The organism is Sphingomonas sp. SAFR-052, assembly GCF_051965015.1.
Lineage (GTDB): Bacteria > Pseudomonadota > Alphaproteobacteria > Sphingomonadales > Sphingomonadaceae > Sphingomonas.
The window spans coordinates 1-26,236 of record NZ_JBQCMO010000006.1 but is presented as its reverse complement, the minus strand read 5'-3'; the positions used below and the strand labels follow the sequence as shown (position 1 = coordinate 26,236).

At 58.7% G+C, this 26,236-nt stretch carries 16 protein-coding genes; 11 read left to right on the top strand and 5 right to left on the bottom strand.

What is annotated here, in order from left to right:
- Positions 1-154: 154 nt before the first annotated feature.
- Entirely contained in the window at positions 155-2,980 is a 2,826-nt protein-coding gene (locus ACTHQV_RS11600; RefSeq protein WP_440490439.1) for a PAS domain S-box protein, read from the bottom strand.
- Positions 2,981-3,694: 714 nt separating this feature from the next.
- Here ACTHQV_RS11600 and ACTHQV_RS11595 point away from each other — a divergent pair.
- The 7 genes from ACTHQV_RS11595 to ACTHQV_RS11565 all read left to right on the top strand — a co-directional run bounded on the left by ACTHQV_RS11595 (position 3,695) and on the right by ACTHQV_RS11565 (position 16,885).
- Positions 3,695-4,048 (top strand): phosphonate transporter, encoded by a 354-nt coding sequence (locus ACTHQV_RS11595; protein WP_440490438.1) that lies wholly within the window; start codon positions 3,695-3,697, stop codon positions 4,046-4,048.
- A 10-nt stretch (positions 4,049-4,058) separates the two neighbouring features.
- Positions 4,059-5,348, top strand: coding sequence for a diguanylate cyclase (locus ACTHQV_RS11590; protein WP_440490436.1), 1,290 nt, complete (start codon positions 4,059-4,061; stop codon positions 5,346-5,348).
- A complete protein-coding gene (locus tag ACTHQV_RS11585; protein ID WP_440490434.1) occupies positions 5,345-6,505 on the top strand; it encodes an AMP-binding protein in 1,161 nt (386 codons plus the stop codon). The genes ACTHQV_RS11590 and ACTHQV_RS11585 overlap by 4 nt, the downstream gene beginning before the upstream one ends.
- A complete protein-coding gene (locus ACTHQV_RS11580) occupies positions 6,502-7,344 on the top strand; it encodes an EAL domain-containing protein (RefSeq protein ID WP_440490433.1) in 843 nt (280 codons plus the stop codon). The genes ACTHQV_RS11585 and ACTHQV_RS11580 overlap by 4 nt, the downstream gene beginning before the upstream one ends.
- 388 nt (positions 7,345-7,732) lie before the next feature.
- The gene (locus ACTHQV_RS11575; protein ID WP_440490432.1) at positions 7,733-9,880 is read left to right on the top strand and encodes a sensor domain-containing phosphodiesterase; all 2,148 of its coding nucleotides are present in this window, start codon (positions 7,733-7,735) and stop codon (positions 9,878-9,880) included.
- 708 nt (positions 9,881-10,588) lie between these two features.
- Entirely contained in the window at positions 10,589-13,285 is a 2,697-nt protein-coding gene (locus ACTHQV_RS11570) for a PAS domain S-box protein (protein WP_440490430.1), read from the top strand.
- A gap of 582 nt (positions 13,286-13,867) precedes the next feature.
- Complete coding sequence (locus tag ACTHQV_RS11565; RefSeq protein ID WP_440490428.1) at positions 13,868-16,885, top strand: TonB-dependent receptor domain-containing protein; 3,018 nt, start codon at positions 13,868-13,870, stop codon at positions 16,883-16,885.
- A 59-nt stretch (positions 16,886-16,944) separates the two neighbouring features.
- Here ACTHQV_RS11565 and ACTHQV_RS11560 read toward each other — a convergent pair whose 3' ends face one another.
- From ACTHQV_RS11560 to ACTHQV_RS11550, 3 genes are all read right to left on the bottom strand, one after another.
- Complete coding sequence (locus tag ACTHQV_RS11560) at positions 16,945-18,597, bottom strand: putative 2OG-Fe(II) oxygenase (protein WP_440490427.1); 1,653 nt, start codon at positions 18,595-18,597, stop codon at positions 16,945-16,947.
- Positions 18,594-19,322: a 2OG-Fe(II) oxygenase gene (locus tag ACTHQV_RS11555; RefSeq protein WP_440490425.1), complete on the bottom strand. Its 729-nt coding sequence runs from the start codon at positions 19,320-19,322 to the stop codon at positions 18,594-18,596. The genes ACTHQV_RS11560 and ACTHQV_RS11555 overlap by 4 nt, the downstream gene beginning before the upstream one ends.
- 619 nt (positions 19,323-19,941) lie before the next feature.
- A complete protein-coding gene (locus tag ACTHQV_RS11550) occupies positions 19,942-20,289 on the bottom strand; it encodes a hypothetical protein (RefSeq protein WP_440490424.1) in 348 nt (115 codons plus the stop codon).
- Positions 20,290-21,126: 837 nt separating this feature from the next.
- Here ACTHQV_RS11550 and ACTHQV_RS11545 point away from each other — a divergent pair.
- On the top strand, positions 21,127-22,899 hold the full coding sequence (locus tag ACTHQV_RS11545) for a sensor domain-containing phosphodiesterase (RefSeq protein ID WP_440490422.1): 1,773 nt from the start codon (positions 21,127-21,129) through the stop codon (positions 22,897-22,899).
- Between the two features lie 315 nt (positions 22,900-23,214).
- Here ACTHQV_RS11545 and ACTHQV_RS11540 read toward each other — a convergent pair whose 3' ends face one another.
- Positions 23,215-23,487: an ArsR/SmtB family transcription factor gene (locus ACTHQV_RS11540; RefSeq protein WP_440490776.1), complete on the bottom strand. Its 273-nt coding sequence runs from the start codon at positions 23,485-23,487 to the stop codon at positions 23,215-23,217.
- A 433-nt stretch (positions 23,488-23,920) separates the two neighbouring features.
- Here ACTHQV_RS11540 and ACTHQV_RS11535 point away from each other — a divergent pair, with 433 nt between their 5' ends.
- Genes ACTHQV_RS11535 through ACTHQV_RS11525 form a run of 3 tightly spaced genes read left to right on the top strand, consistent with a single transcriptional unit; the run spans position 23,921 to position 25,649 of the window.
- On the top strand, positions 23,921-24,325 hold the full coding sequence (locus ACTHQV_RS11535) for a hypothetical protein (protein WP_440490420.1): 405 nt from the start codon (positions 23,921-23,923) through the stop codon (positions 24,323-24,325).
- 54 nt (positions 24,326-24,379) lie between these two features.
- Positions 24,380-25,258, top strand: a complete 879-nt coding sequence (locus ACTHQV_RS11530; RefSeq protein ID WP_440490419.1) for a hypothetical protein — start codon at positions 24,380-24,382, stop codon at positions 25,256-25,258.
- 49 nt (positions 25,259-25,307) lie between these two features.
- On the top strand, positions 25,308-25,649 hold the full coding sequence (locus tag ACTHQV_RS11525; protein WP_440490417.1) for a hypothetical protein: 342 nt from the start codon (positions 25,308-25,310) through the stop codon (positions 25,647-25,649).
- Positions 25,650-26,236: the final 587 nt, after the last annotated feature.

The window sequence follows — 26,236 nt, the reverse complement described above, 5'->3', positions numbered from 1 at the left end:
CGTGATGGCTACCAACCGCTACCCGCAGCAACGGCAATGGATCGCCACGACACGATTGCAGGGCGCGGAGCGGCGAACGCCGTTGCTTAACCTAGGACGATGCGATCTTACCTGTTCCCATATTCAGCGAATCACAGGTCACTCAACGATCTAGCTAGCGCTTATCCTTGACCGCGTCCGCCAGAAAGCTCGCGAGTTCCTCAATCGAGTAGGGCTTGCGGAGCAGCGGGAAGCCTCGGCTTCCCTCCTGTGCCAAAACATGGCTGTAGCCGCTCGTCAGGACGACTGGAAGCTTTGGATATTGACGCGCGATCTCCTCTGCCAGCTCGATACCCGAACGCCTTGGCATAACGACGTCGGTGAATACCAGATCAAACTGCTCAGCATCCTGTTTCAGCTTGGCGAGCGCTGCTTCCGCGTCCTGAGCCCAATAGGATTCATGCCCGAGCTCGGCCAGTGCATGCGTCGCGAACTCGCCGACATTTCGGTTGTCTTCAACGACGAGTATGCAGGCGCCTCTTGGCAGCGGCTCGGTTTCGGACGCTCCGACCGCATTAATCAAGGGCGCCGCTGCTTCAGGCAGGTAGAGCGTGAACGTCGAACCCCGTCCGACTTCGCTCCTGACCTCGACTTCGCCAAGGCTCTGCTTGGCGAAACCGAATACTTGGCTGAGGCCGAGGCCGGTCCCCTGGCCGACGTCCTTCGTGGTGAAGAACGGCTCGAAAATCTGGTCGATCTGGTCGGGGGCGATGCCGGTGCCAGTGTCGGTCAGCGACACCGCCACATGCGGCTTGTCCACGGCGGCATGTCCCCGGACCGGAGGCAAGGTGTCGACTCGGCTCACGCGCAGGCTCAACGTTCCTTCGCCTGCCATCGCGTCGCGGGCGTTCACCGCCATGTTGACAATGGCCGTGTCGAACTGACTGGGGTCGGTCTCAACCCAGTATGGCGCATCACTTAGATCAAAGGTCGTCTCGATCCGCGACCCGCCGAGCGTGCGCAGCATCGTCTCGAGCGCGAGCAGGTTTGCTGCGGCGTCGAACACCTGCGGCTGAAGCGCCGAACGGCGGGCAAAGGCCAGCAGTTGGTTGGTGAGGCGAGTCGCACGCTCGGCCGTGTCGGCGATCGCGTCGATGTAGCGGGCGCGCTTGTCCTCCGGCAGGCCGTGCCGGCGCAGCAGGTCCACCGAGCCGCGGATAACGGTGAGCAGATTGTTGAAGTCGTGCGCCACACCGCCGGTGAGCTGGCCGACAGCCTCGACCTTCTGCGCTTGGCGCAGCGCCTCCTCCGTCTGGCGCAGCGCCTCGTGGGCCTCGATCTCGCCGGTAATGTCACGGCCGGTGGCATAGGTCAGCTCGCCGCTCGGCGCGGCCGCCCACGAAATCCAGCGCAATGATCCGTCCTTGTGCCGGTAGCGGTTGACCACTGTCGGTGACCCGCCGCTTGCGGCCAGCGTGTAGGCATCGGTCGTCTGCGCATGATCGTCACCGATCACGAACTCGTTGACGTGGTGTCCGACTAGCTCATCGGCCGTGTACCCGAGCACTGTCGTCCAGGCCGGATTCACGCGCCGGAAGAATCCGTTAAAGTCGATCACCAGCAGCAGATCCGGCGAGGACGCCCACAACCGTTCCAGCTCGCCCCGGCTCTGCTCGACCTGTTCGGCAAGGCCGGTCGCTTCCTCGCGCAAGCTGGCTTCGATCCGCTTGCGGTCGGTCTGATCGAACATGGCGCCGATCATCCGGATCGCGCGCCCTTCTGCGTCCCGCAGCACGTACCCGCGATCCAGGACTTCGGTGTGCCCGCCGTCCGCCCGCAGGAAGCGGTACTCGTCGGTCCAGTCACTGCCCTCGCCGTCGATTACCGCATGGATGCTGTCCTCGATACGCTCTCGATCATCGGGGTGGATGTGCCCGATCCACCATTCGCCGGTCGGGAGGACATCGGCCAAGCGGTGCCCATAAGCACGCTCGACGGCCTCGTTCCAGGTGACGTGATTGCTTACGAGATCCCAGTCCCAAATCGCGTCGTTGGTGGCACGGTTGGCCAGACGCAGCCGCTGCTCGGTCTCGCGCAGGCGAGCCTCGGCGATCCGGGCATCCGTCACGTCCTGCACGGTGCCCAACAACCGCACGGCACGGCCGTCCTCGAAGAACATTTGCCCACGTGCGGCGACGTGGCGGACCTTGCCGTCCTCGATCCCGATCGTGCGGTATTCGACCTCGACCTTGCCACCGCTTGCCGGATCGAGCGCAACGTCGACCGCGGCTTCAGCTGGGCCGCGATCGTCGGGGTGGACGCCTTGCAGGAACGCCTCGGCGTAGGTGACGGGCGCACCCGGCGGCAGCCCGAACAGCGCGCGGCAATTGTCGTCCCAGGTCAACGTCCCCTGCACCAAGTCATAGTCGAACGTGCCGAGCCGCGACGCTGCAGTCATCAGCTCTGCGCGCAGCCGGGCCTCTTCCAGCGCAGCGCGACTGGCGTGCTGGTCGGTGACGTCGCGGACGGCTTTCACAAAGCCGGCGACGCGCGTTCCCGAAAGCGGCGTCAACGCGCCATGCGCGAAGAAGCGGCTGCCGTCCTTACGCAAGTGCCAGCGCTCATCCGAGGCACGGCCATCGCGGCGGGCGTTCTCGATCTCGCTCGCAGGAATCCCTGCTTCCCGATCCTCGGGAGTGAAGATGCGATCGGCATGCTGACCCAGCATTTCCGCCTCGGTCCATCCGAACAGTCGTTCGGCACCTCTGCTCCAGTTTGTGACCAAGCCATCTAGGTCAAGCGCGATGATGCCGCTGTCGATCGCGGAGTCGAAAATAGCGTGGTAACGACGCTCGGCATCTTCTAGCCGTTCTATAGCTTCTACGTCGGCGAACTTCTGCGTCGAACCCCCGGACGTGCCAATCGCGTCGAGCCCACGAACCGCGCTAGGTCGTTTGTCCTTATTCGGAATGGCGTTTTCGGCTGTTCGATCCGTCGACATATGATTTGTTCGCCGTCACCCAGGGGGAAGAAATCTCAGCGATCACCGCTGTTCGACGGCGATCCCCCGGTTTGCCACCTAAAAGTCGCTTAGCATCGCGGTTCCGATCGCGGCAAGACGACGGAACGGTCGCCGCTTCGCATTGGGCCCGCTCGAGTGACCCTTACACGGGGCAATCAGGGCGAAGCGAATAGATGGTTTTCTGAAGCTGTTGGCGGGGACGCTTCAATTGCCTTCCTTCGATTGACGACATCGGCTTCGGTCCCAGATCGTGTATCAGCTTCAAACCAGAAAACCGATTGCCTCCTTCCGTCTCGCGCGCGAACCTCAACCGAGGAACCAGCTCGACGAGCAAGCGCACATCATCGCGCCCGGTGCCGTCGAGCGTCTCGGGCGTAGCCCCAACTGATTATTCAGGCGACGATGTCTGTGGTTTGACCAACGTCGTCAGATCGCTGTGAACGAAAAGCAATTCGGTGATTATGAGCTCTGACTGGTTGCGCTCGTTGCGTGTGTCCACGAAATGGCTTTCCACCCGTCTTGTTCGTCATACGCCTCCCTTTCGGGATTCAGGCCTTCGACAAAGCCGGTGCGGCTCGCTCGGCCAAGACTAAATCGACATCCCAGCGACTTTTGCGGCCATGATATTAGTCCGGCTTTAACGATAAGCAGGCATAACAGGTCGCATTTGGAGGATCTGTCCCGGTGTCAGAAATGAACTTCGATACGGTTTCGCTTGCCGACCTGGAAACGATGGGCGTTGAAAGGCGCGATGCGTTGGCATTCGGCCTCGTAGGCTTCAGTCCGGTTACGGTCGTGGAGATCTACAATGCCACCGAAGCGCGCATGTCCGGTCTTGATCCGTCGACGGTCATAGGGGTACCTTTTTTTGACGCGGTCGCCCAGTGCATGAACAACTTCATGGTGGCGCAGCGCTTCGAAGACGAGCCGCAGATCGATGCGATCTTGCCCTATGTGTTGACGTTGCGAATGCGTCCTACCAAGGTGCGTTTGCGTCTGCTGGCGTCCCCGGAAACACGCCTCCGCTACATTCTCATCGAACGCTGAGTTAGCTTCGATGAGCGGCAAATCGACCGAGGAAGAACTTCTCGAGTTCCTGTACGCTTGTCCCGTCGGCCTGATCGAATGCGATCTGGCAGGTGAGATCGCGTTGATCAATCCGCATGCCATGCAGCATCTCCTTCCGCTCGCGGGCGGGCGGGACGCGGGCAACCTGTTTGCTGCACTTGAACAGCACGCGCCCGAACTGCGGAGTCTGGCTACCGCGCATGAGGCTGCCACCGGCAAGGTCTGCGACGGGCATCGCATCTTTGTCGACCTTGCCCCGGGGCAACGTGAAAAGCCCCCACAGGTACTCGCCTGCACGATGGTAAAGCTAGGTGCTGACCGTCTAATGGTAACGCTATCCGACATCAGCCAGCAGGTTCTACAGGAAGAACGGCTTCGGCAGGCAGATACGTGGTTCGCAACATTACTCGATGGTGTGCACGACTATGCTACTTTAGACATCGATACGGATGGTCGGATCGTGTCGACCAACGAGTGCTTCATGCGTCAGACCGGTTACGATCGCATGACGGTAGTCGGGTGCGAGCTTGCAGACGTTCTCGACGCTGACAATTCAGGTGGTGACTTACGCCTTAACGAGCAGGTGAGCATTGCCAGCAGGGATGGTTGGCATCTGCAAGAAGGTTGGCAGCGCAGGGCCGATGGCGAACGGTATTGGTGTCAACGCCTGGTTGTTGCCCGTTCGGACGGGACGGCCGCACTTCTGACCGGCTTCTCGATCGTTTTGCGCGATGTGCTGCGACGAGACGCCGCAGCCGAAGACCTGCGGAGGCTGTTGACGTGCGATCATCTTACGGGCGCGTCAAACCGACGGCATTTCAGCCAAGTGATGGAACGCGAGCAGAAGCTTTGGCGCGAACTGCGTCAGTCGCTTTCGCTCGTCGTGCTGGATCTTGATCACTTCAAGACGGTCAACGACACATTCGGTCACCCAACGGGCGACATCCTGCTTCGCCGAGTAGCTGAAGCGTGCACGGATCTGCTGCCGCCGCGCGGAATCTTTGCCCGCTTAGGCGGAGAAGAATTCGGGGTACTGTTGCCACGCTACAATCAACAGCAGGCCGCCAGGCTTGCCGAAGACATGCGGGTGGCGATCGAGAACCTTCGCATCGAAACATCGCGCGGGACGCTCCAGGCGACCGCAAGCCTTGGCTACGCGATGCTCGACGAAGCTGATGGATCGCTCGATGCGCTGATCGCGCTTGCCGACGACCGCCTCTATGCGGCTAAGCGGGCCGGACGCAATCAGGTGTTCAAACCTAAGGCCGAAGCGGCATGACGATCACCTTCGAGCGGGCGGCGGCGCATCGGATCGCATGCGCGGTCGTAGCCGCCGAAGTAGCTTGCCTTCGCGGAACGCCCCTTCCTACTCCGCATCACTGGTCAGAGCACGTTCCAATCGGGGATGACGGCCTGGGACTCGACTCGCTCGAAAAATTGGGGGCGCTTGGCGCGCTCGCGGAAACGTTCGAACTCGGCGACGCGATTCTGGGGCGCGAGTCGCCTCGCACGGTCGGCGCATGGATCGATTTGATTCTGCAGCAACATTCATCAGGTGAGGGCTGGATCACCGTCATGACCTCCGGCTCCGCGGGGCGACCGCGACCTTGCCGGCATCGCGTATCCGACCTCATCGAGGAAGCGCGGACGCTAGCTGAACACATGCCCAAGCGTAGTCGGGTGGTCGCGATGGTACCAGCCCATCATCTTTATGGAATCATCTGGACCGCAATATTGCCGGACATCCTTGGAGTTCCGGTAGTTTCCCGCTCCATCGGTGCTGCGCTCGACCTTGTTGCTGGCGATCTCGTCGTAGCCGTACCGGAGCAATGGCGAGCCATACAACGGTTCTTGCGCTCCTTCCCGATCGACGTCGTTGGTGTCAGTTCCGCAGGCGCTTTGGACGACGCCTGCGCGACCGATCTGCTCGACGCCGGCCTCACTCAGATGTTCGATATCTACGGGTCGTCCGAAACAGGAGGTGTCGCGATCCGCAAGCTACCGGAAACTGACTACCAGTTGCTTCCGCGTTGGAATCTCGGTCAGGATGAAGCCGGAGGCTGGCAGCTGGAAGACGCTGACGGCCAGTATCACCAACTGCCCGATCATATCGATCGCCTTGCGGAACGTAGCTTGCGCCTCGCGGGACGTCGCGATCAGGCAGTCCAGGTCGGCGGTCATAATGTCTGGCCCGCACGGGTCGAGGACGTTTTGCGCGCGATCGAAGGAGTGGCCGACGTAACCGTCCGATTGCATACCGGGGGCCGACTGAAAGCCTTCATCGTGCCCGAAATCGATGCTGACGCCGTTGCTCTTGCCCCCGTCATCGAACGCGTCGCAGTCAATCTACTATCCGCCCCGGAACGGCCAAGAAGCGTGCAGTTCGGCGACGCCTTGCCACGCAACACGATGGGCAAGCTGGAAGATTGGTCATGATCCATTCGTCGATCACGCGAGCGGACGTTGCGCGATCCGCGCCCTCCTTGTCGAAGGATGTCTGCCGTGGCTGTCGCGCTGGCTCACAGCTGCCGGTAGAAGTAACCATGGCGTTCCAGCCGATCGTCGACCTCCGAACAGGCGCGGTCTTCGCCTACGAAGCGCTGGTGCGTGGAATTGATGGCCAATCTGCCGGTGAAGTGCTCGCCAGCATCGAACAGGACATGATTTACAAGTTCGATCAGTCCTGTCGCGTCAAGGCGATCGAACTTGCTGGCCGCCTATTCGCTCCTGATGACGATGTTAAGCTATCAATCAACTTCCTGCCGAATGCGGTCTATGAACCGGACGCATGCATCCGTGCGTCGCTGGTCGCTGCTAGGCGTGTCGGCTTCGATCACAGCCGGTTGATGTTCGAATTTACCGAAGACGAACGTATGAGCGATGTGGCGCACGTCCGCCATATCCTCGACACCTATCGAGCCCGAGGTTTTACGACCGCTATCGACGATTTCGGGGCGGGCTATGCTGGGTTGGGACTGCTAGCGGAGCTTGAACCGGACATACTTAAACTGGACATGGGCCTCATTCGCGGCATCGATCAGTCCGCGGCGCGTAGAGCGATTATTGCCGGCATAGTAGGGATAGCCGACGCTTTGAACATCCGTTGCATCGCCGAAGGCATTGAGACGGAAGCGGAATTGCGAACCCTTTACAGTATCGGGATCAACCTTTGCCAAGGGTACCTCCTCGGCAAACCTGCAGTCGCGGCATTGCCTAACGTAACTACGAGATCGAATATCCGTCAATTCGAACAGATTGATGTCAAATACCGCTAGATTAGTCGTAAGATTCCTGCGGCAACCCGCCCCCAACCGACCGCACGAAAGTTCATGTAGCTTTCAGTGGCGATACAAATCGTACAGGCTTACCTTTGCTGACAGACGTTCGGATCATGGGTCTATTCGACGCAACCTTGCTCATATAACGCTAAGTAGCGCATACGCAGCCTTTTTTTGCTTGGATCCACGTCACCACTGACTTCTACGCGCGGATACAGCATTGCAATATCGTTTGTCCGAGAATGACGGCGTCAAGCGTGGCAAAACCACGGTTCGAGAGTTTAGCAGTGCGCGATGGTAACACTCTGAAATAAAACGGGATTCAGTACGATTTAACCTTTCGAGCGGAATATGTTCCGGTTTGTCGCGGAACTGGAACCATCGAATGACTCAATCACGGTCAGAAGCATTTCGACTCGAAGCGCTGCGTTCGTACGGGTTGTTCGGTAGTCCGCCCGAGCCGGACTATGACCAGATAACCGAGCTCGCGGCGCGCCTGTTCAATGCACCCATATGCACCGTGTCCCTGATTGGTCAGGATGAGCAGTGGCTAAAGTCGTACCACGGTCTTGCAATCTGCAGCACGCCGCGTGACGTTTCGTTCTGTGCGCATACGCTCGGAGCTGCGGAACCTCTGGTCGTGCTGAATGCCCCAGAAGATCCTAGATTCTACAACAATGCCCTTGTTACGGGCGCTCCGGACATACGCTTCTACGCGGGAGCTCCTTTGATCGACGATGAAGGGGTTCATCTTGGTGCCTTTGCAATCGTCGATACCAAGCCCCGCTTACATTTCAGTCGAGAGGAGCGGAGCCTCCTGAAGCAACTTGCGGCGATTGTAACCGCGCGTATGCGCAAAGGAAGAGATACACGCAGCGATGAAGCGCTTGGCGGCTTCGCCAACGCTACACCTTTAGCGGTGATAACGGCGACCAGCGAGGGCCTCATAACGTTTTGGAACAAGGCTGCCGAGGACATTTTCGGTCACGCGGCCGTCGACATGGTCGGACGGTCGCTGGACGCGATCGTCCCCGAGAGGTTTCGTGACGAGCACAACCGCGGCTTGCGCAGGATTGCCGCTGGGGGACCAGTAAAACTTTCTGGGAAAACCGTCGAAGTGGTAGCCATCCGATCGGACGGTACCGAGTTCCCCATCGAGATTACCATCTCCTCTTGGCGAGGATCGACCGGGATCGAATTTGGCGCACAGATCCAGGACATTACCGCTCGTCGTGCACGGGAAGCCCGACTAGAGCACCTAGCGCACCATGACGCACTGACCGGACTGTGCAATCGCGCGGGTTTCTCAGCACGCGCCAAAGAGTGCTTGGAGAAGGATAGTCGGGCGACCTTGCTGGTCCTGGACCTTAATGCACTGAAGGCGGTCAACGATAGCTTTGGCCACTCAACCGGCGATGCACTCCTTCAGGCGATCGCAATCCGCCTAGGTGCCTTCATGGAGGACGAAAGTGTCCTAGGTCGCGTTGGAGCGGACGAATTTGCACTGTTCTTCTCTGGAAAGGACGATGCCTACAGCGCACGAGTCCAAACGCACCGCATCCTTGACGCGTTGCTGGAGCCCTTTCACATCGCTGGCCATATGCTGCATGTCGGAGCGAGTATCGGCTACTCGCTGGCGCCACTACACGGTTCTGATACGGACGAGTTGCTTCTGAAGGCTGACCTTGCCCTTCTCGCCGCCAAACGCGATGGTGGCAGGCAGACCCGGCTGTTCGACGCCGGAATGGCAAACCAGCTCGCCGTTCAACGTGCGTTCAAGACTGAGTTGAGACAGGCAACGGAACGCGGCGAATGGGAATTGTTCTATCAACCCCAGGTGCGTCTTACTGATGGCAAGCCGATCGGTGCCGAGGCCCTGCTTCGGTGGCGGCATCCCACACGTGGCCTGATTCTTCCTGCGGCCTTCATGCCGGTCCTCGAGACCCACCGAATTGCGTTCGAAGTAGGGAGTTGGATTATCGATGAGGCGTGTGCCCAGCTGGTTCGCTGGCGTTCAATGGGTCAGGATGTGCCAAGGGTCGGAGTGAACCTTTTCGCAGCCCAATTCACTACGGGCAATCTAGAAAAGGTCGTAAGTTCGGCGCTTGAACGACACGCCCTTCAACCTGAGGACCTTGAACTCGAAATTACCGAAACAATCATGCTACATACTGATGAACTTTTGATGTCAGGCTTGAACGGCCTTCGCGAAGCGGGTGTTGGTATTGCATTAGATGATTTCGGTACTGGGTTCGCGTCGCTAAGCACGCTGAAGCAAATTCCCGTTACGCGTTTGAAAATTGATCGCAGCTTTGTCCAGGACATTTGTGAGGAGGCTCATAGCGCTGCCATCGTGAGCGCGATCACGTCGCTTGCAGAGCGTTTGAACATCGAAGTCATCGCTGAGGGCATTGAAACGACCATCCAGCGCGATATGCTTATCCAACTCGGATGCAATGCGGGGCAAGGCTATATGTTCGGCCGACCGGAACCAGCTAGGACAGGAGAACGGCCGCACATGATTGCTGCTTGATACGTTATCGACAGGCTCGAGCGGACCAGAAGAATGGGGAAAGGTCGGGCAACGCCGACGGTCACGAACGGTTGATCAAAGCCGTGAGACACTGACAGCCGCGAAACAAAGGCCGTTGTATATTGAACCCCACTCGGACGAACGCAACAGCACGTACCAGTCATCTGCTTCGCTCGTGTGCTCGAGCATTAGATAGTGTATTTACGCTCTACGGAAATGTTTACAGTCGGCACCATCTTCATTCTGCAATTCATAACCACCCGGCACGAATACCGCCAGTACTACGATCTCGGGATGATCAGTCCTAACGCAACACGTAGTCGCGACGAAAGGTGCCAAGCGATGGCAACAGACGATCGGCCTCGTTCGCAAGCGTCAAGTTTGGCCAACCTATGGATGATTTTGAAAGTCGTATGGCCTATGCGATCGGAAGTTCAGACTGCAAGCTCAAGTACCGGTAAATCGTGAGACTGCACGCGCCGACTGCACAGTCTGCCTGCCGACGCAACCTTGGTCACCCGTCGCGCAGCGATGGCGCGTGGAGAATAAAAATCTAATCGTTACACCGAAAATCCGTAGTTGCGTTTGCAACGATTGTCGTGGTTGAAACCCAAGAGGCCCGTAGCGTAGACATTCGGCGAATGCCGCGACGTTAACATGGTGTAGTAGGCGATTGACAGGCGTCTGCTACGTCGTGCCCAAATTGGTATGGGAGGCAAAACAGTGAACTCCAGCGAGCGGCGCCTTAATGCGATCGTCAGCAACTCGACAATGGCTATCTTCCTGATGGACGATCAACAGCATTGCATCTTCATGAATGCGGCTGCTGAAGCATTGACCGGTTATCAGCTGCCGGAGGTTATGAACCGACCGTTGCACGATGCAGTTCACCATAAGCGGCCCGACGGCACCCCCTACCCTCTAGCAGAGTGCCCCATCGACCGCGCCTTCCCGGAACGCGAGCGCATGCAGGGGGAGGAAGTGTTCGTTCACAAGGACGGCCACTTCTACCCCGTAGCTTTTACAGCTTCGCCGATCGCTGGCGACGATGGACAACCAATCGGAACGATCATCGAAGTCCGTGACTTGACCAAGGAGAAGGCTCGGGATGCCGCGCTAAGAGAGAGCGAAAGCCGTTTTCGCAACATGGCGGACCATGCGCCGGTTATTATGTGGGTTACCGATCCTTCCGGCTATTGCACCTACCTCAATCGTGGATGGTACGAATTCACGGGACAGTCGCCGGCGGCAGCGCGCGGTTTTGGCTGGCTTGATGCAACGCACCCGGACGACCGGCAACGCGCGCAGGACGCTTTCGTCGAGGCGAACGCCCGCCGCGCTCCATTCCGTATCGACTACCGTCTCCGGCACGCTTCGGGGTCCTACCGTTGGGCGATCGACGCTGCCAGTCCGCGGTTTGGCGATGATGGCGAGTACCTCGGCTATGTTGGTTCGGTCATTGACATTCACGAACGTCGGGAAGCTGAGAAAAAGCTGGCACTTAGCGAAGAACAACTGCGGCTCGCACTCGAGGTGGCCGAGATTGGCCAATGGGACGTGGATCCCTCAACAAGTAGCATGTTCTGGCCGCCCCGGGTAAAAGCGATGTTCGGCATCTCACCCGAGGTATCCGTCACGTTGAACGACTTCTACGACGGTGTTCATCCGGACGATCGTGAGAAGACGCGGAAAGCATACGAGTCTGCAAGCGATCCTGAAGTCCGTGCGCTTTACGATGTCGAATATCGGACAGTCGGCAAGGAAGACGGCATTATTCGGTGGGTCGCGGCCAAGGGGCGAGGGCTTTTCGACGGGCAGGGCAGATGTTCTCGCGTGATCGGTACCGCCATCGATATCACCCCCCGCAAAAGTGCGGAGATCCAGTTGCGCCAGCTTAATGAACAGCTAGAGCATGAGGTCAGCCGACAAACAGCTGAGCGAAACCGCGTCTGGGAGATGAGCCCTGACTTACTTGCGATCATGGGGTTCGACGGCTTCCTGAAGGCCATCAACCCTGCCTGGACAACGACTTTCGGGCGTGCCACCGCGACTTTATTGTCGATGTCGTTCCGAGATCTAGTGCATCCCGAAGATCATCCGGCCATTCAGGAAGTAATGCAGAAGCTAAATCAGGGCGAAATGGTCGAACGATTCGAGGGCAGACTTGCTCACGCCGACGGAAAATGGCGGTGGATTTCCTGGACCCTTGTGCCGGAAGATGACGTCTTCTACGCGGTTGGAAGAGACGTAACGCTTGAAAAGGAAGCATCGTTGGAGTTGTCCCGGGCGCAGGAGGCACTTCGTCAAAGCCAGAAGATGGAGGCGATGGGACAATTAACTGGCGGTGTGGCGCATGACTTCAACAACCTGCTTACGCCAATCGTGGGATCGCTTGACCTGCTTCAACGGAAAGGTGTGGGAGGTGAACGCGAGCAACGCCTTATCGAAGGGGCAATTCAATCAGCTGACCGAGCAAAAACGCTAGTGCAGCGGCTTCTGGCTTTCGCGCGGCGCCAGCCGCTGCAACCAACTCCAGTTGATATTGCAAAGCTAGTGGAAGGCATGGCCGACTTACTTGCCAGTACGACCGGACCGCAGGTGCGCGTTGTCGTCGAAGTTGCTGACGACCTTCCCCTCGCTGAAGCTGACGCCAACCAGCTTGAAATGGCGCTTCTCAACCTTGGGGTTAATGCGCGCGACGCGATGCCGCAAGGCGGCACACTACGCATCAGCGCGAAACGTGACAGCGTTCGTACGCCAAGAGGCGTCCTCAAGCGCGGGCACTATGTCCGCCTGTCCGTAGCAGATACGGGCTTGGGCATGGACGAAGCGACGCTCTCGCGCGCGATCGAACCCTTCTTTTCGACGAAAGGGATTGGCAAAGGAACCGGACTTGGGCTGTCCATGGCTCATGGCTTGGCAGCGCAACTGGGCGGCGCGCTGACCATCAGCAGTCGAGTGGGCATCGGCACCAACGTCGAACTGTGGCTTCCCGTCAGCATGCTGGTCGCGGAAGCAGACAGCACGATGTCGATTTCAGTGTCGGCAGCGGACACCCGCGGCGTGGCATTGCTGGTTGACGACGAAGATATCGTTCGGGCCAGCACCGCTGATATGCTTGAGGAGTTAGGATACGAAGTCCTCGAAGCGGACTCGGGTGAAGCGGCGTTGGCACTCGTTACCCAAGGCGCCACCCCTGATCTGCTCGTAACTGACCATCTGATGGCTGGAATGAGTGGAGTAGAGCTAGCGCTGGCCTTGCGCGCAACATCACCAACCCTTCCCGTTCTGATTATTTCCGGTTATGCCAATGTCGAAGCGTTGTCACCTGGGCTGCCGCGGCTTACTAAACCCTTTAGGAGCGCAGAACTGGCAGCAAGCCTCGCATCAATAGCAAACAGATAGCTTCATCAATTCTCCACGCAAACCTCCTCGGAAATGTTCAATATAGTTTTTACTATGAGAATGTTGTTTTCACCCTTTTTACATCGGATTACATACTTGGCAGCTTCTTAATTACCTATGATATTACTGTGACTAAGCAAGGCCGGTTTCAAAGAGGCACAGGACCTGCGTCAGATTTTAAATGCAATCCGTAAGTACAAATTAGATCGATTTTGTACTTATGTAGCCTACATAGGCACAGGTTTTGCGTTCGTGCATTGATATGAGAACTTTCGCTTCAAGCCCACGAAATTCTCTTTGCATGTCCCCCGCGCCAAGAACGGTTGCCGCGGCAGAACTCAACCGTTCCAACTGTTTGAAATATCGACGTATTGTAACATATTGTGTCTGCAGGCAAAAGATCGATTACGTGTGTAACTAATTTAACACGCAACGACTTCTTTGTTGGCTGTCTGCCGTACGAGATATTGCGGGTTTGCCAAGCTCTTGATTTAGTACCGGTGGGACGCGTTTAAACCGGAACCCCGCTTCGGTTTCCGGTGACGCACGTTGCCTGATACTAACTACCAGGGAGCATGAAACATGGTGGCATTCCGTTCGCGATTGCTGACGACGAGCGTTCTCGTAGGTACTACAATCGGGCTGGCCTCGCCTGCACTTGCGCAGGTTGCTGAACCCACAACTGGTACGGGAATACAAGACGGGGTTAGCGCCGATGGCGGTAGCGATGGGACTATCGTCGTCACCGGATCGCGGATCCAACGACGCGACCTCACCGCGCCCAGCCCGATTGCGGTCGTGTCCTCGGAAGAGTTCCAGCTTACCGGTGCGATCAACGTCGAACAGGTCATCAATACGCTGCCGCAGGCCGTTCCGGGTACTACCGGCTTCTCGAACAACCCTGGCACAGGTGCCGCGACACTCAATCTACGCAACCTAGGCGCTACGCGTACTCTGGTGCTGGTCAACGGTCGCCGCTGGATGTCATATGATACCAATCAGATCGTCGATCTAAATACGATACCGCAATTCATGCTTCAGAACGTGGAGGTGCTGACCGGCGGCCAGTCCGCAACCTATGGGTCGGATGCAATTGCGGGCGTCGTAAACTTCAATCTACGGCAGGATCTGGACGGCGCCATCATCGGTGGTCAGTATGCGTTGACGGAGCAAGGCGACGGCGCTCGCTACGACGTCAATTTTGCGGTTGGATCCAAGTTCGCCGACGGACGCGGATCGGTTACCGTCTATGCAAACTACACCCGTCGCGAACCGATCTTCCAGGACGCGCGAGCCTTCTCGCGCAACGCAGCTGGCGATGGCTGCATCGTGCCCGGCTCGACCAATTCCTCTACTGGCATTGGTACCAACCTCGGCGGGGCTCTTGGGACTTGCGTCTCGCGTGGCGGCGAAGTTGGTCTGGTGCCACAGGGGTCCGCCTCGACCCCGGTCGCAACCTTGCCGGGCATTACCACGGGCGGGGCATCGCTCGGTTACGTCTTCAACGCAACCGATGGCGGCACGCGGCCGTTCAACGACCCAGCCGATCTCTACAACTTCGCGCCCGACAACTATCTTATGCTACCGCAGGAACGCTACCTGCTCGGCGGCTACGGCAGCTATGAGATCGCCGACAACGTAACCGGATATACCGAAGTAAGCTTCGTCAAGAATTCGGTGCCTCAGGAATTGGCCCCGACGCCGATCGGTCAGGCGCTAAACCTTCAAATCGCCAGCCCCTGGTTCAACGAACAGACGCGTGGTCTGCTGCGTCCGCTCGACACCGATGGTGACGGCTATGTCAGCACCAACGTCAATTTCCGTTTCAACCAGTCCGGTCCACGCAATGTCGACGCAAGCCGCACCGCGTTTCGCCTGTTAGGAGGCGTCCGAGGCGATATCACGCAGAATCTGCGTTTCGACGTGTATTACATGTATGCTCGGACCGAAAACCAGCAATATCAACAGGGCAATATCTCTCGGAGCCGGTTCGCCTCCGCAACCGAGACCGAAATCGTCAACGGCGCTCTACGATGCCGCAGCGCCACGGCACGGACCGCCGGGTGTCTGCCGCTCAACGTCTTCGGGCTTGGTCTCGCCGATCCGGCGGCCATCCGCTACGTAACGATCAATTCGACCAATCTCGAGCGCTCGGACGTCCGCAACTTCGTCGGGTCGATAACGGGCGACCTGTTCACGGTAGGCAGCAACGTCGATCCGGTAGCCTTCGCGGCTGGCGTAGAATATCGCGGAATGTCGGCCAGCTATCGTCCCGACACGTTCCTTGCATCGGGCGATGTCGCAGGCTTCAACGCCGGGCAGCCGACAAGTGGCGAGTATGACGTCCGTGAAGTGTTCGGCGAGCTACGAGTACCGCTTCTGAGCGAAAACATCGTCCATAAGCTCGAACTGAACGGCAACGCCCGCTATTCCGACTATTCGCTCGAGGCCATCGGTGGCGTGTGGACCTATGCCGCCGGTGCGCAGCTGTCTCCGATCCGCGATGTCACGCTACGTGGACAATATGCACGGGCGGTACGTGCGCCGAACGTACAGGACCTGTTCGGTGGCAACTCGACCGGCTTCCCTGCAGCTCAGGACCCTTGTTCGGACCGTGGAGCGGCTGGCAACCGGACCGAAGCAATTCGTCAGCTCTGCGTTGCCAACGGCGTGCCCGCCGCCAACGTCTTCACCCGTGCGGTACAGCCGAACGCTCAGATTCAGGCCAATTTCGGCGGCGACCCCAACCTTTCGGAAGAAACCTCGGACACCTACACCGCCGGTGTCGTATTCCGACCGAGCTTCGTCCCCCGATTGAACGTCACGATCGACTATTTCAATATCAAGGTCGAGGACACGATCGCAACGTTCGGCGGAGGTCTGAACGATGCTCTATCACTGTGCTTTACTGTCGCGCAGAACCTGAGCAACCCGATTTGCTCGATCTTTCAAGGCGTGCGCAACGCGACCACCGGCGCGATAGGGGAAACGTCGGGAGGTCGTAATCCGAACGTGCTGTCGGCAAACATAGCAACCCTTAAGACCTCGGGGATCGACATAGCTGCCGACTATTCGTTGCCGGTCGATTTTTCGATTACCGGAGGCGATCGTTCGAACATCAGCTTCTCGTTCCTCGGAACCTGGCTTGACAAGTTCCGTAGCACGTCGGTCGCGGCTATTCCTGAGCGCGAAACGATCGGCGAAGGCTCAGTCCCAACGGTGCCGTCCATCAACCCGATGCCGGAATGGCGCCACAACACCCGCCTCAGCGTTTCCGATGGCCCCATGTTGCTGTCGCTACGCTGGCGCTATCTGGGCCCCGTCAAGGACCGTCGCCTCGACAATACCTTCGTCGGCCTAGTGCGGACGCCGCAGGATCCGGCGCTATTCCCGAACGCCCGGATCGGCGCCGCGAACTATTTTGACCTTTCGGCCGCGTTCGACGCGACCGAGCGGTTGCAGATCAATATTGGTGTCAACAATCTAACCAACGAGAAGCCCGAGGTTCTTGGATCGTTGCAGGAACAGGCGAACACGTTCCCAGGCACGTACGACGTTCTGGGACGTGACTTCTTTGTCGGCGCACGGCTTCAGTTCTAATCCCACCGCATGATTTGGTAACATCGGGCATCCGCGGCAACGCGGGTGTCCGTTGGCGGTCAACGAGAAGCGACGTCGAAGGCAATGGTCATCCGCCTGCCGGCCGCGATCGGGCGGGTGGCATGAAACAACGTGCTCGGGAACAGGACGCAGGACCCCACGCAGGGCACGATCGTGCGCAGCGGCGGCAGGTCGAGCCGGAGATTTGCAGGCGGTCGCCCTAGTTCGAGCAGGCCAGGATCGTCTAACGGCAACATGAAGTAGGCGGCGGACGACAACAGCCCTTCCGGGTGGACGTGCGGTGCGTGGCGTCCTGCCCCATTCAGGCGAATGGACCAACTTCCTGCAATCCTCCATGGTGCGTCTTTCCAGCGCAGGAGAGGATGCGTCGGATCGGCCACCGGCAACATACGGCGGTATCTGGCGATAGCGCCCGCGACCGCCTCCGCGATCGCCAGGATCGTTGGCTCGTCGCGCTGGAAGAGCGCGCCACGCGTCTGACTTCCGAGCTTGACCGACTGACCGATCGGCATAGCCGCGCGGTCGTGCAGAGCATCCAGTGTGGCAACCGCGGACGACAGTAGCCGCTCCGACAGATCCAGCGACACCTCCTGCACGAAAGCAGACTCGCCGTGCAGCCAGTCGTGGCGGGGATCGTCCATCACCCTCCACGCGAGACCCCGCAGGCTCCATGCCATTACGTCGTCGGGACGGGCGGCAATTGCTTCGGCTAGCAGGGTTTCAGCCGTATGCGGCCGAGCCGCGCGCAACGCCTGTCGCGCGGCGGCGATCTGCCATTCGACCGTGGCTAGAGGCACACCGGCGAAGATTGCATCCGCTCCGTCGTCGTCGCCGGCCTCACCGCGATACACCGCCTCATCAAGCAGCAGCCGGTCCCGCGGACCGATCCTTGCACGGCTATGCGCGAGTATGTCGGCCGCAGCGGCGTGCCGATCGACGCCGGCCAGCATCGCCGCCCAGGACCGCTCCGCTGCACCATCGGAATGATGCGACAGGGCGGCGGCATAATGGTCGCAGAAGTCCGCCCGGTCACCTGCCGCCCAGCGAAGCCTCGCATGGAGTTCGAGCGCGTCGATCCATTGGGGAAGCCCGGCTGCCAGCTTTTCGGATAGGTCAAGTGCCCCAGACCGGTCGCCCGCCGCCTCCAACGCCTGTGACAATCCGTGCAGCAGCCACGGATCGCCTGGCGTGATGGCCAAAGCAGCGTCGTACCATTCGACTGCACGGTCGTCGCCGCAGTCCAGCGCAGTACGTGCACGACCGTGCAGCGCACGAAGGTTGCCGGGGTCGCGGCGGATCTGCTCCGCGTAGCTGAAAGCGGCGTCCCGATGTCGACCGTCAGCATACTCGGCGGCGGCACGGGTCGTCCAATAGCGCGGCGCCGCCGCCAGCGTAGTCTGCCGAACCATTAGATCGTCCGCAGCTTCGCCGGCACGGTCCAGACGGGTCAGGACGACGGCGCGGTTGATAGCCGCCTCTCGCATCTCTGGGTCGCAATCCAGCGCTCGATCGAACAGAACTAGAGCCTCAGTCGCGCGGCCCGCCCCAGCGTGAAAATTGCCGGCGCTGTTCAGAAGTACGGCGTCGTCAGGCCTCGCAGCTAGGGCTTCAGCAAAAAGCCGCGTCGCATCCGTATCGTCATCGCGCGCGGCCGCCGCCAGTGCAGCAGACCATAGCGCAGCCACACTCATCGGTCGCGAAACCAGCCTGTGATCGAATAGCGCTCGATCGGCGCGAACGGTGGGACGTAGCTTACTGCATGAGCGCAGGGCACTGCGAATAGGCTGAGCGCGTTGAAGCGTGGCCGGTAGCCAGCGACGATATCGCCATCGGCGTCAAGGAACTGAAGATAACCGCCCCAGTCCGGTCTCCATTCGATCGCGCACAGCGACAGGACATAGGCGACGCGCCACCCCTCGCCGACATGGCTGTCGTTATGTTCGGCGAGGAACTGGCCGGGAGCGAACAAGGTCGCCTGCGCGTCGGCTTTGCGTAGTTCGGGAATGCCGGTAACGCCGCGTACCAGATCGAGAAACGGTTCGTCGTTTATATGCTCGAGTAGGATATCGTGGGGTCCATGCGGTGCCCAGCGTTTAAGATATGCATCGAGAATGGGATAGCGCGCATACATAAAGCCATACCGCCGTGCGCGCATCGCCTTGTCGATCCGTACGCGAATGTCGCTCCGCTCTTCCGAACTCAGGGAGTTGAATTCAGCCGCGCTAAGTCCGACGGGATCATCGCTACCTATGCCATAAGCGATACCCCATGGGGTCCTGTCGACAATTTCCGCATGAAGCGCACGTGCCGAAACGTCAGTCAGCACGTTGCGAATCTGAACCCGTCGCGTTGCCGCAAACTGCGACGCCAACAGCGTCCGATCGAGGGAGGGGTTGATAGATAGCAGTTCAATCATGTCAGTGACGGACCATGGTAGAGGAGGTTTCGTGCAGTCCCGAAGGTTACAGGAGGCTTCTAACGAAAATAGAAAGCTTGTTCGTATGGTTATTTTCTCCAAACGGCTGGCTTGACGTTCGCGCACTATCGTTGGCCTGCTCCAGAAGAGGCCGGTCCAGGCAGCTCTTCCAAGGTCGTAGAACGACGGCCTGCGGACAGGTATTCAGATCCTCGACCGTCACCTTCGTACACTACTTCTCAGCTGTCTTGGGATGAATCCCCAGTTCAAGGCTCAGCATCGCGAACGAAGCGTGCGACAAGCTGTATTGCCGCCCGGACGGTGCGCGTGGTCGTAGCGCAGCAGTGGCGTACCTTTCCCATAAGGCTTCCGCTCATTCACCTCAAGAGATGGCACCATGACACCAAGGAATCCACCATCTAGAGTGCTTATCGATATGTGGCGGAACCACTACGATACCGTCCGTCTAAACAACAGCTTAGGCTACTTGCCGACGCCTTCGAAAGCACCGATGGCTAACACTCGAATCGGATCACTCCAAAGGGCCGCAAACAAGCCCTAACATGCAGCAATCTGCGTTACAATTCTGCGGATAACTAGCTTACGCACCCATACGCCGTCACTTCCCCGGCTTCCAGTCGACCTCAACAGGTTTTCCGTACTTGGTATTCGCCTGCTTGAACTTCATTAGTTCAAGCCGATCATGACCGGCAATTTTCAAACCCGCCGGCGTAGTTGAGTTAGTTCCTTCGCAGTAGGCCCAGACGTTTACTAGCTTGTAGCGTGCGGCTACGTAGTTCCTAAACTCTTCCGATGCCGCCCCACCTTTACCATAGGGATGGACGAAGACAGGAGAGAAGTAGATGGCGGGAAAATCTTCAACGACGCAATATGTTGCCACCATACTGACCGGCTGCGCGGAAGCGGAAACTCCGAGCGCCCATATTGCCAGTGGAGCGAGCATCATTCTTCTCATTTCGTCAACTCCCTTAGTTCTAACGCCGGAGTAACATTTCGCTCGGGCGCCATCAACTGCCTGGAGTAGCTGAGAATCATGGTTTTGGCCGGTTACGCGTGACAAGGGTGGGTTTTCACGACGATTGCCTTGAAAGGCACGGCATCTTCGAAATTGTCTGGATAGGCGTAGTCGTAAGACCAAAAGGGATAGGCCGTCGTTTAGACCATGCTATCGGCGTACTGGCTTCTACCTTCGCAGTGGCGGTAATATCTTTAGGCGCGTGGCTGGGATCGGCAAGGCGATATCTTCTACCGCCCGTTCGAAGCAACCGCGCACATCGAGGCTTGGCTGTGGCGCTAGAGCACCGCCTGTCCACACAGCAGCGCAGGCTGCCGACCCCCGCGGCGCCAGACGTCGACAGGACCATGCAATTCGTTGGGCCAGTAGTAGGGCGGCATTCGTGCGTGCTGTCGGAACGCCACAACCACCGCCTTCTCGGCTTTCGTCAGGGCCGTAGAATGGGGGCCCTTAGCCGAGTCTTCAAATCGTCAGTACTTCCCTTCCTGCGCTACTTCGCAACCGTCTTCGGGTCGATCCTGGCCCCCGGCTCAGCGTCGCGAGCCAAGCTTGCAACAAGCTGTAGTGTTGCTCGCACGGCGCGCGTGGTCATGGTGCTACTGTCACGTACCTGTCCAATGCAGCCTCCTACCATTTCGACGAAAGGAACCCGCTGTCAAACCATTGGATCAAAGACTTAGTTACTGCTCCGAGGGAATTTCGATTGCATTGAAACCGTCCGTTAAGGCCGTCGGCATACGGTAGGATAGGGTCCTAGGGGTTATGCTGATGGCAAGGTTGCTAGATCATTTGGTTAACGAAGAGGCAAGACTGAATGCGTTGCGTGATCTTCAATTGCTTGACAGCCCGCCAAGCGAGAGCTTCGATCGTCTAACCCGCCTTGCCAGTCAGTTGCTGGCGGCGCCCGTGTCGACCATCTCGCTGACGGACAGCGATCGACAATGGTTCAAAAGTAAGGTTGGGGTTGATCTGACTGAAATACCCCGTGAGCAGGCCCCATGCGCCTACGCGATCGAAGGCGACGGGGTTTTTGTAGTCCCCGATCTTTCGGCCGACCCACGTTTCATCGGCTCCCCCCTCGCCGAGTCTGGCATCCGGTTTTACGCAGGCGCGCCACTGTTCACGTGCGAAGGCCATGGACTTGGCACGTTGTGCGTGGTGGACGATAAGGCACGTGAATTGCGCCCAGGTGAGGAGCAGGTACTTCTCGATCTTGCGGGCATGGTAATGAGCCAGATCGAGCTTCAAAATCGTGTCGGTCGGGTCGATCCGGCAACCGGCCAGGCCAATCAGTTTCAGCTCTTCGAGGATCTCGACGATCTTAACCGCCGCCGAGCTGGCGTTCCGGCCACGCTTCTGTCTATCGAGATACTGTCACCAACTCGTCTGGAATATGCAACACGCGTATTAGGCGGCGACTGTATCAGTACGCTGATGCGGCAGATTATGTCGGTCGTCGTGCGAGCAGCAGGCAACAGTGCCACCATCTACCATACCGAACGGACGCGATGCGTGCTTTTGTTGGAAGGGGATCTGCTGGATGGTGCAGCGACGGTCGACCGTGTCGCAACGGCGCTGCGTGCCCCGATGTGGTGCGGCGGCGTTCCGGTCAGCCCAGACCCATCTATCGGCATCTTCGATTTTGTCCTTGGGGACGTACTGCCACGAAAGGCATTCGAGCGCGCATCCAACGCAGCCGACGATGCCAGAGGCACGGCTCACGGGCGGGCACGGTATAATCCGGTGAGCGACCAGCGCAACGCCCGACGCTTTGCATTGCTGAACGACTTCAACGCTGCGCTAGCGGCGCCGGATCAGCTCTCCCTCGTTTACCAACCTCGGTTTGAACTTGCATCCGGTCGGCGCCTGGGAGTGGAAGCACTGATCCGTTGGGCGCATCCACGACTCGGCGCAGTATCACCAGGCGAGTTCGTACCGCTCGTCGAGCAGACGGCTCTCGGCAGACCGATGACGGATTGGGTCGTTCGGACGGCAGTTGCCCAGGCTCGCGAATGGATGTCCTACGGAATGCCAATCTCGGTGTCGATCAACGCTTCAGCACTGAACCTCGACGAAGAGGACTTTGCCGATCGGCTGCTGGCAACTGCGGACCAGGCGGGTATCGCCCCGACGCATCTCGAACTTGAATTTACCGAAAGCGCCATCGCACGCGATCCTGATCGAGTGCTTGGTCAGTTGCGCCAGCTGCAATCGCAAGGCGTAGCCATTGCGATCGACGATTTCGGAACAGGGTACAGCAACCTCTCGTACTTGCAGCAGCTCCCAGTTTCCGTGCTCAAGATCGATCAAGCCTTTGTCCGCGACATGCCGACCTCGCCGAAAGACCGTTTGCTGGTCAAGGCCATGATCGCGATGGGTCATGATTTGGGCTATCGTGTCGTAGCGGAAGGCATAGAGACGCAAGCGGCGTTTGACATGCTCGCTGAGTGGGGGTGTGACGAGGGGCAGGGTTATCTGATGTCACGTCCGGTGACTGCTGATCAGATCCTCTTCCAAGAAAACTCAGCTTACGCTGCATAGGACTACGAACAATCGCTCATGCAGATTTTCAACACATAGTTGTTATGAAAGGAATTAGACAGTTGTTCACTTTGGCAATTCTATAGCAAGACCTTCTCGGCATCGCAGTGACAACGCGCTCCTATGGATGGTGGCGCTGGACCGAAGTTATGAAAGCACCTGAGCATTGCGCAACCGTTCCGAAGGGCTCGTTCGACATGCGCTGATCAGAACGCCTATCGGACTACGATAAACTTTCTTGACTTGAACATACATGATAATATTTCACTACGCTCACGACATGAACGGAATATTCGAATGCATTTCTTTCTCAGTTTATAACTGAGGAAGGTTGTTGGCATCTTCTCCCGAAATCGTAGCAAGGTGTGCAATAAGTCCGAGTAGAGCGCCAGCGTTCGCCTTATAGGATATGCATCGACCGCGGCGGTTGGCTGTGATTAATCCTGCGGCCGCGAGTACGCTTAAATGGCTCGAAAGCAGATTAGCTGGTACGTCAAGGCGCTCTGCGATCTCGCCTGCCGTTAGAGGCCCGCCGACCGCAAGAAGGGCGTAGCACCGGTAGCGCGTGGGTTGCGCTAGAGCGCTCATGATCGCGGTTGCCCTCTGCATCTCCATGAGATGAAAGATAATTCAAAATTTACTGAAATCAACAAGGTTTCGAGGAGCGCTTTCACGGGCAGCGGAGTGCGTTCGTCCCAATGGGATGCCGCGTCAGCTTTCCACCGACGTCCTGTCCATGGACGCGCCAACTAGGTCGATCATACGTCAGAACAGGGTGCTGGTACCGTTTCCGTAATTCAATGAGGTCAGCTCACGAGTTGCCCCCATGTGTCGCCGTTTCCGTTTCGAAAACGCCTTGGGGTTCCGCGGTAGCTGGCGAGGTTGGAACGATCGCCGTACGATGACGACACAATTTATTTCAATTTCTATTGAAATATAAGAACTAGTGTCCATCTCTGCCGTGTCCCGGTGCCTCCCGGGACGGGTTCAAGCGTGCAACCCTTCCGCAGAGGAGAACCTCATGCACATCGGCCTCGATCATGATCCGCACAACTTCAGTGATGCAATCCACGTAGTGCCTGATCCCTTGATGCCAGACACGGTGGACGATCAGATCGTCACCCTGTCTCAGCGACAGCTCGCCCGGATTGTCTTGGTGGCAGTCGAATGCGGCGGGCGATTCCAGCGCGATGCTATGCAGTACGACCCTCTGGCGTGGATGTTTGCTCCCCGTGCAATCTTCGGTGGCGTACGCTCTGTGGATGCCGTGATGGATCTAAATAACTGCGAACGCGCCCTGATCCTTCACGGCCTCGGGATGCTCGACGGTGAGATCGAATTTGTAGACGACCTTCGTGATACGCTCGACGAAGACAATGTCGCGCAACCCGTCGGTCACGCGCCGCGCGTGAACAGCGTCGCCTGACGGTTCCGCCTTTTCGAAAAGGATACTTTAAAAGAGCCAACCGGAGGATTCATCATGCGAAACATGCCGGGCACCGACGAGGTGCCGCCGTCAAAGCGTCCGACCGACGATAAGGAGCCCCCTTCCCTCCATCACGCAAGCAGCATGTCCAGGATAGACGGTGCGTCATCGACCGGAGTCGGCGTCGTTCTGGACGTAACCCTGGTTGCGGACGAGTTGGGACGAAACAGCGTGGCTGACTTGTCCGTGCGACGATTCCGATACGATGAAAGATATGAAATCTTGGGAAGCGAGCACGCACGTCGATGGGTGCTTACCCCAGGCCTCCCCCTGTCCATCAGCGTTGGTGCCCTCTACGGCAATCGCGACTCCGAGATTGCATGCAAATACCCCAAGCTGACGGATGCCGGCGCGATCGTCCGCTCGGGGAGCTTCTGCGTAGCTCGCTGCGCGGCCCACGTCCGACCGGTGGTCGAACAACTCCTGCCTGAAGCGCGGACCCGTCCATGGGTCTGCTCCATCGAAGACCTGCGCTCTGTGGCGTCGCTTCCTGGTCGGTCAACCGACGCTGCTGCGTGCAGCACTGTCGGAATTTACGAATACGTCGGCGACCGTTGCAGCGACGTGGATGCTGTGATCGCGACCTTGGGTCGTCGCCTTTCCGACGATACCAGCCTGCTGGCTGCAATGCTCCGGAACGCGCAGCGGAAGGAATGGATCGTGCGCGTCAGTCGTGAGCGTCCCGGCGTTCGCCACTGCCTGCACGCTCGAGGCTATAGCTGGGATCCCGTCCGCTCGGCTTGGTGGCGCTCGGTGGCCGATCGATGCACTGAGGAGCAATGGATGAACGACATTCCGGAGTTCATCGGGCCGTTCCGCCCAGCGGTCGAGTTCCAGTACGTCGACTGGAGTAACCGCTATGCGAGCCGGTAATCACGAGGCTTGGGAACCCGAGTGGTGCTTCGATACTGTCGAGGAAGCAGTGGCGTTCGACGCACGGGTGGCCGATGCGCTCCATGCCGTAGAGACCATCGCCAGGATGCAGGCGACGGGTGCGCGGCTTGCCATTCCAAAGGACGCCCGTGGCAAACGCATGTCGACCAGCTGGCTCCTCGTGCGACGTCCGAGCGACCGTCTGTTCTACGTCTTGCGCCGCCGTAACAGGCTCCAAGTGACCAACGGCGGTTGGCATCTGGTCCTTGATGGCCCGTACATTCTGGAAGTAGATGCGATGCATAGGTGGTCGATTGCGGCAGTATCGGCGCTTCAGAACTTCCTCGGTGAGGAAGCGACGTTCATAGCGTGCCATATGCTGGGCCGGTAGCCGGATTAGCGTCGCGACCGCCGTCGAGCGGCGACTATCCCACCACGCTCCTACCTAATACCGACGCCTGATCATCTGTGATGCGCCTACGCATGCTGTACTCCCCCGGCACACTCCTCGCCGCGGGCTGGCCATTCCGATTCACAAGCAACCTGCAGTAAAATCGGTCGGCTATCCGACTGCGGCTTGCCCACGCTGTCAGGGGCGAACAGGCGCTATGCTCAAACCCTTGGTCCGTTGGTCGAATGCGAACAAACACGGTGCTGTCGCCTCGCGATTGGCAGTTTAGATACCGACGCTCATATTGATCAATCATACGTAAGGGTGAAGGATCGGAAAAAAACCGTCGCCAACCCTTGAGTGTCGGGCTATGTTCGAGGGTGCACGGGACAAGTTTCCGAGCCGGGGCGTGGAAACCCTGACAATTGGAAGTCGGTCGAAAGACTAATGACGGTCGAAGAGCTCTTCGGCCGGGTGGCGGTGACGTATGTCCAGACCACCCGGTTAAAGTCTCTAGCTGCTGCCCCTTGGTGTGAGGGATATCCCGCCTTTTTCTGCTACCTCATGATCTGCTCCTTCGCGGATGT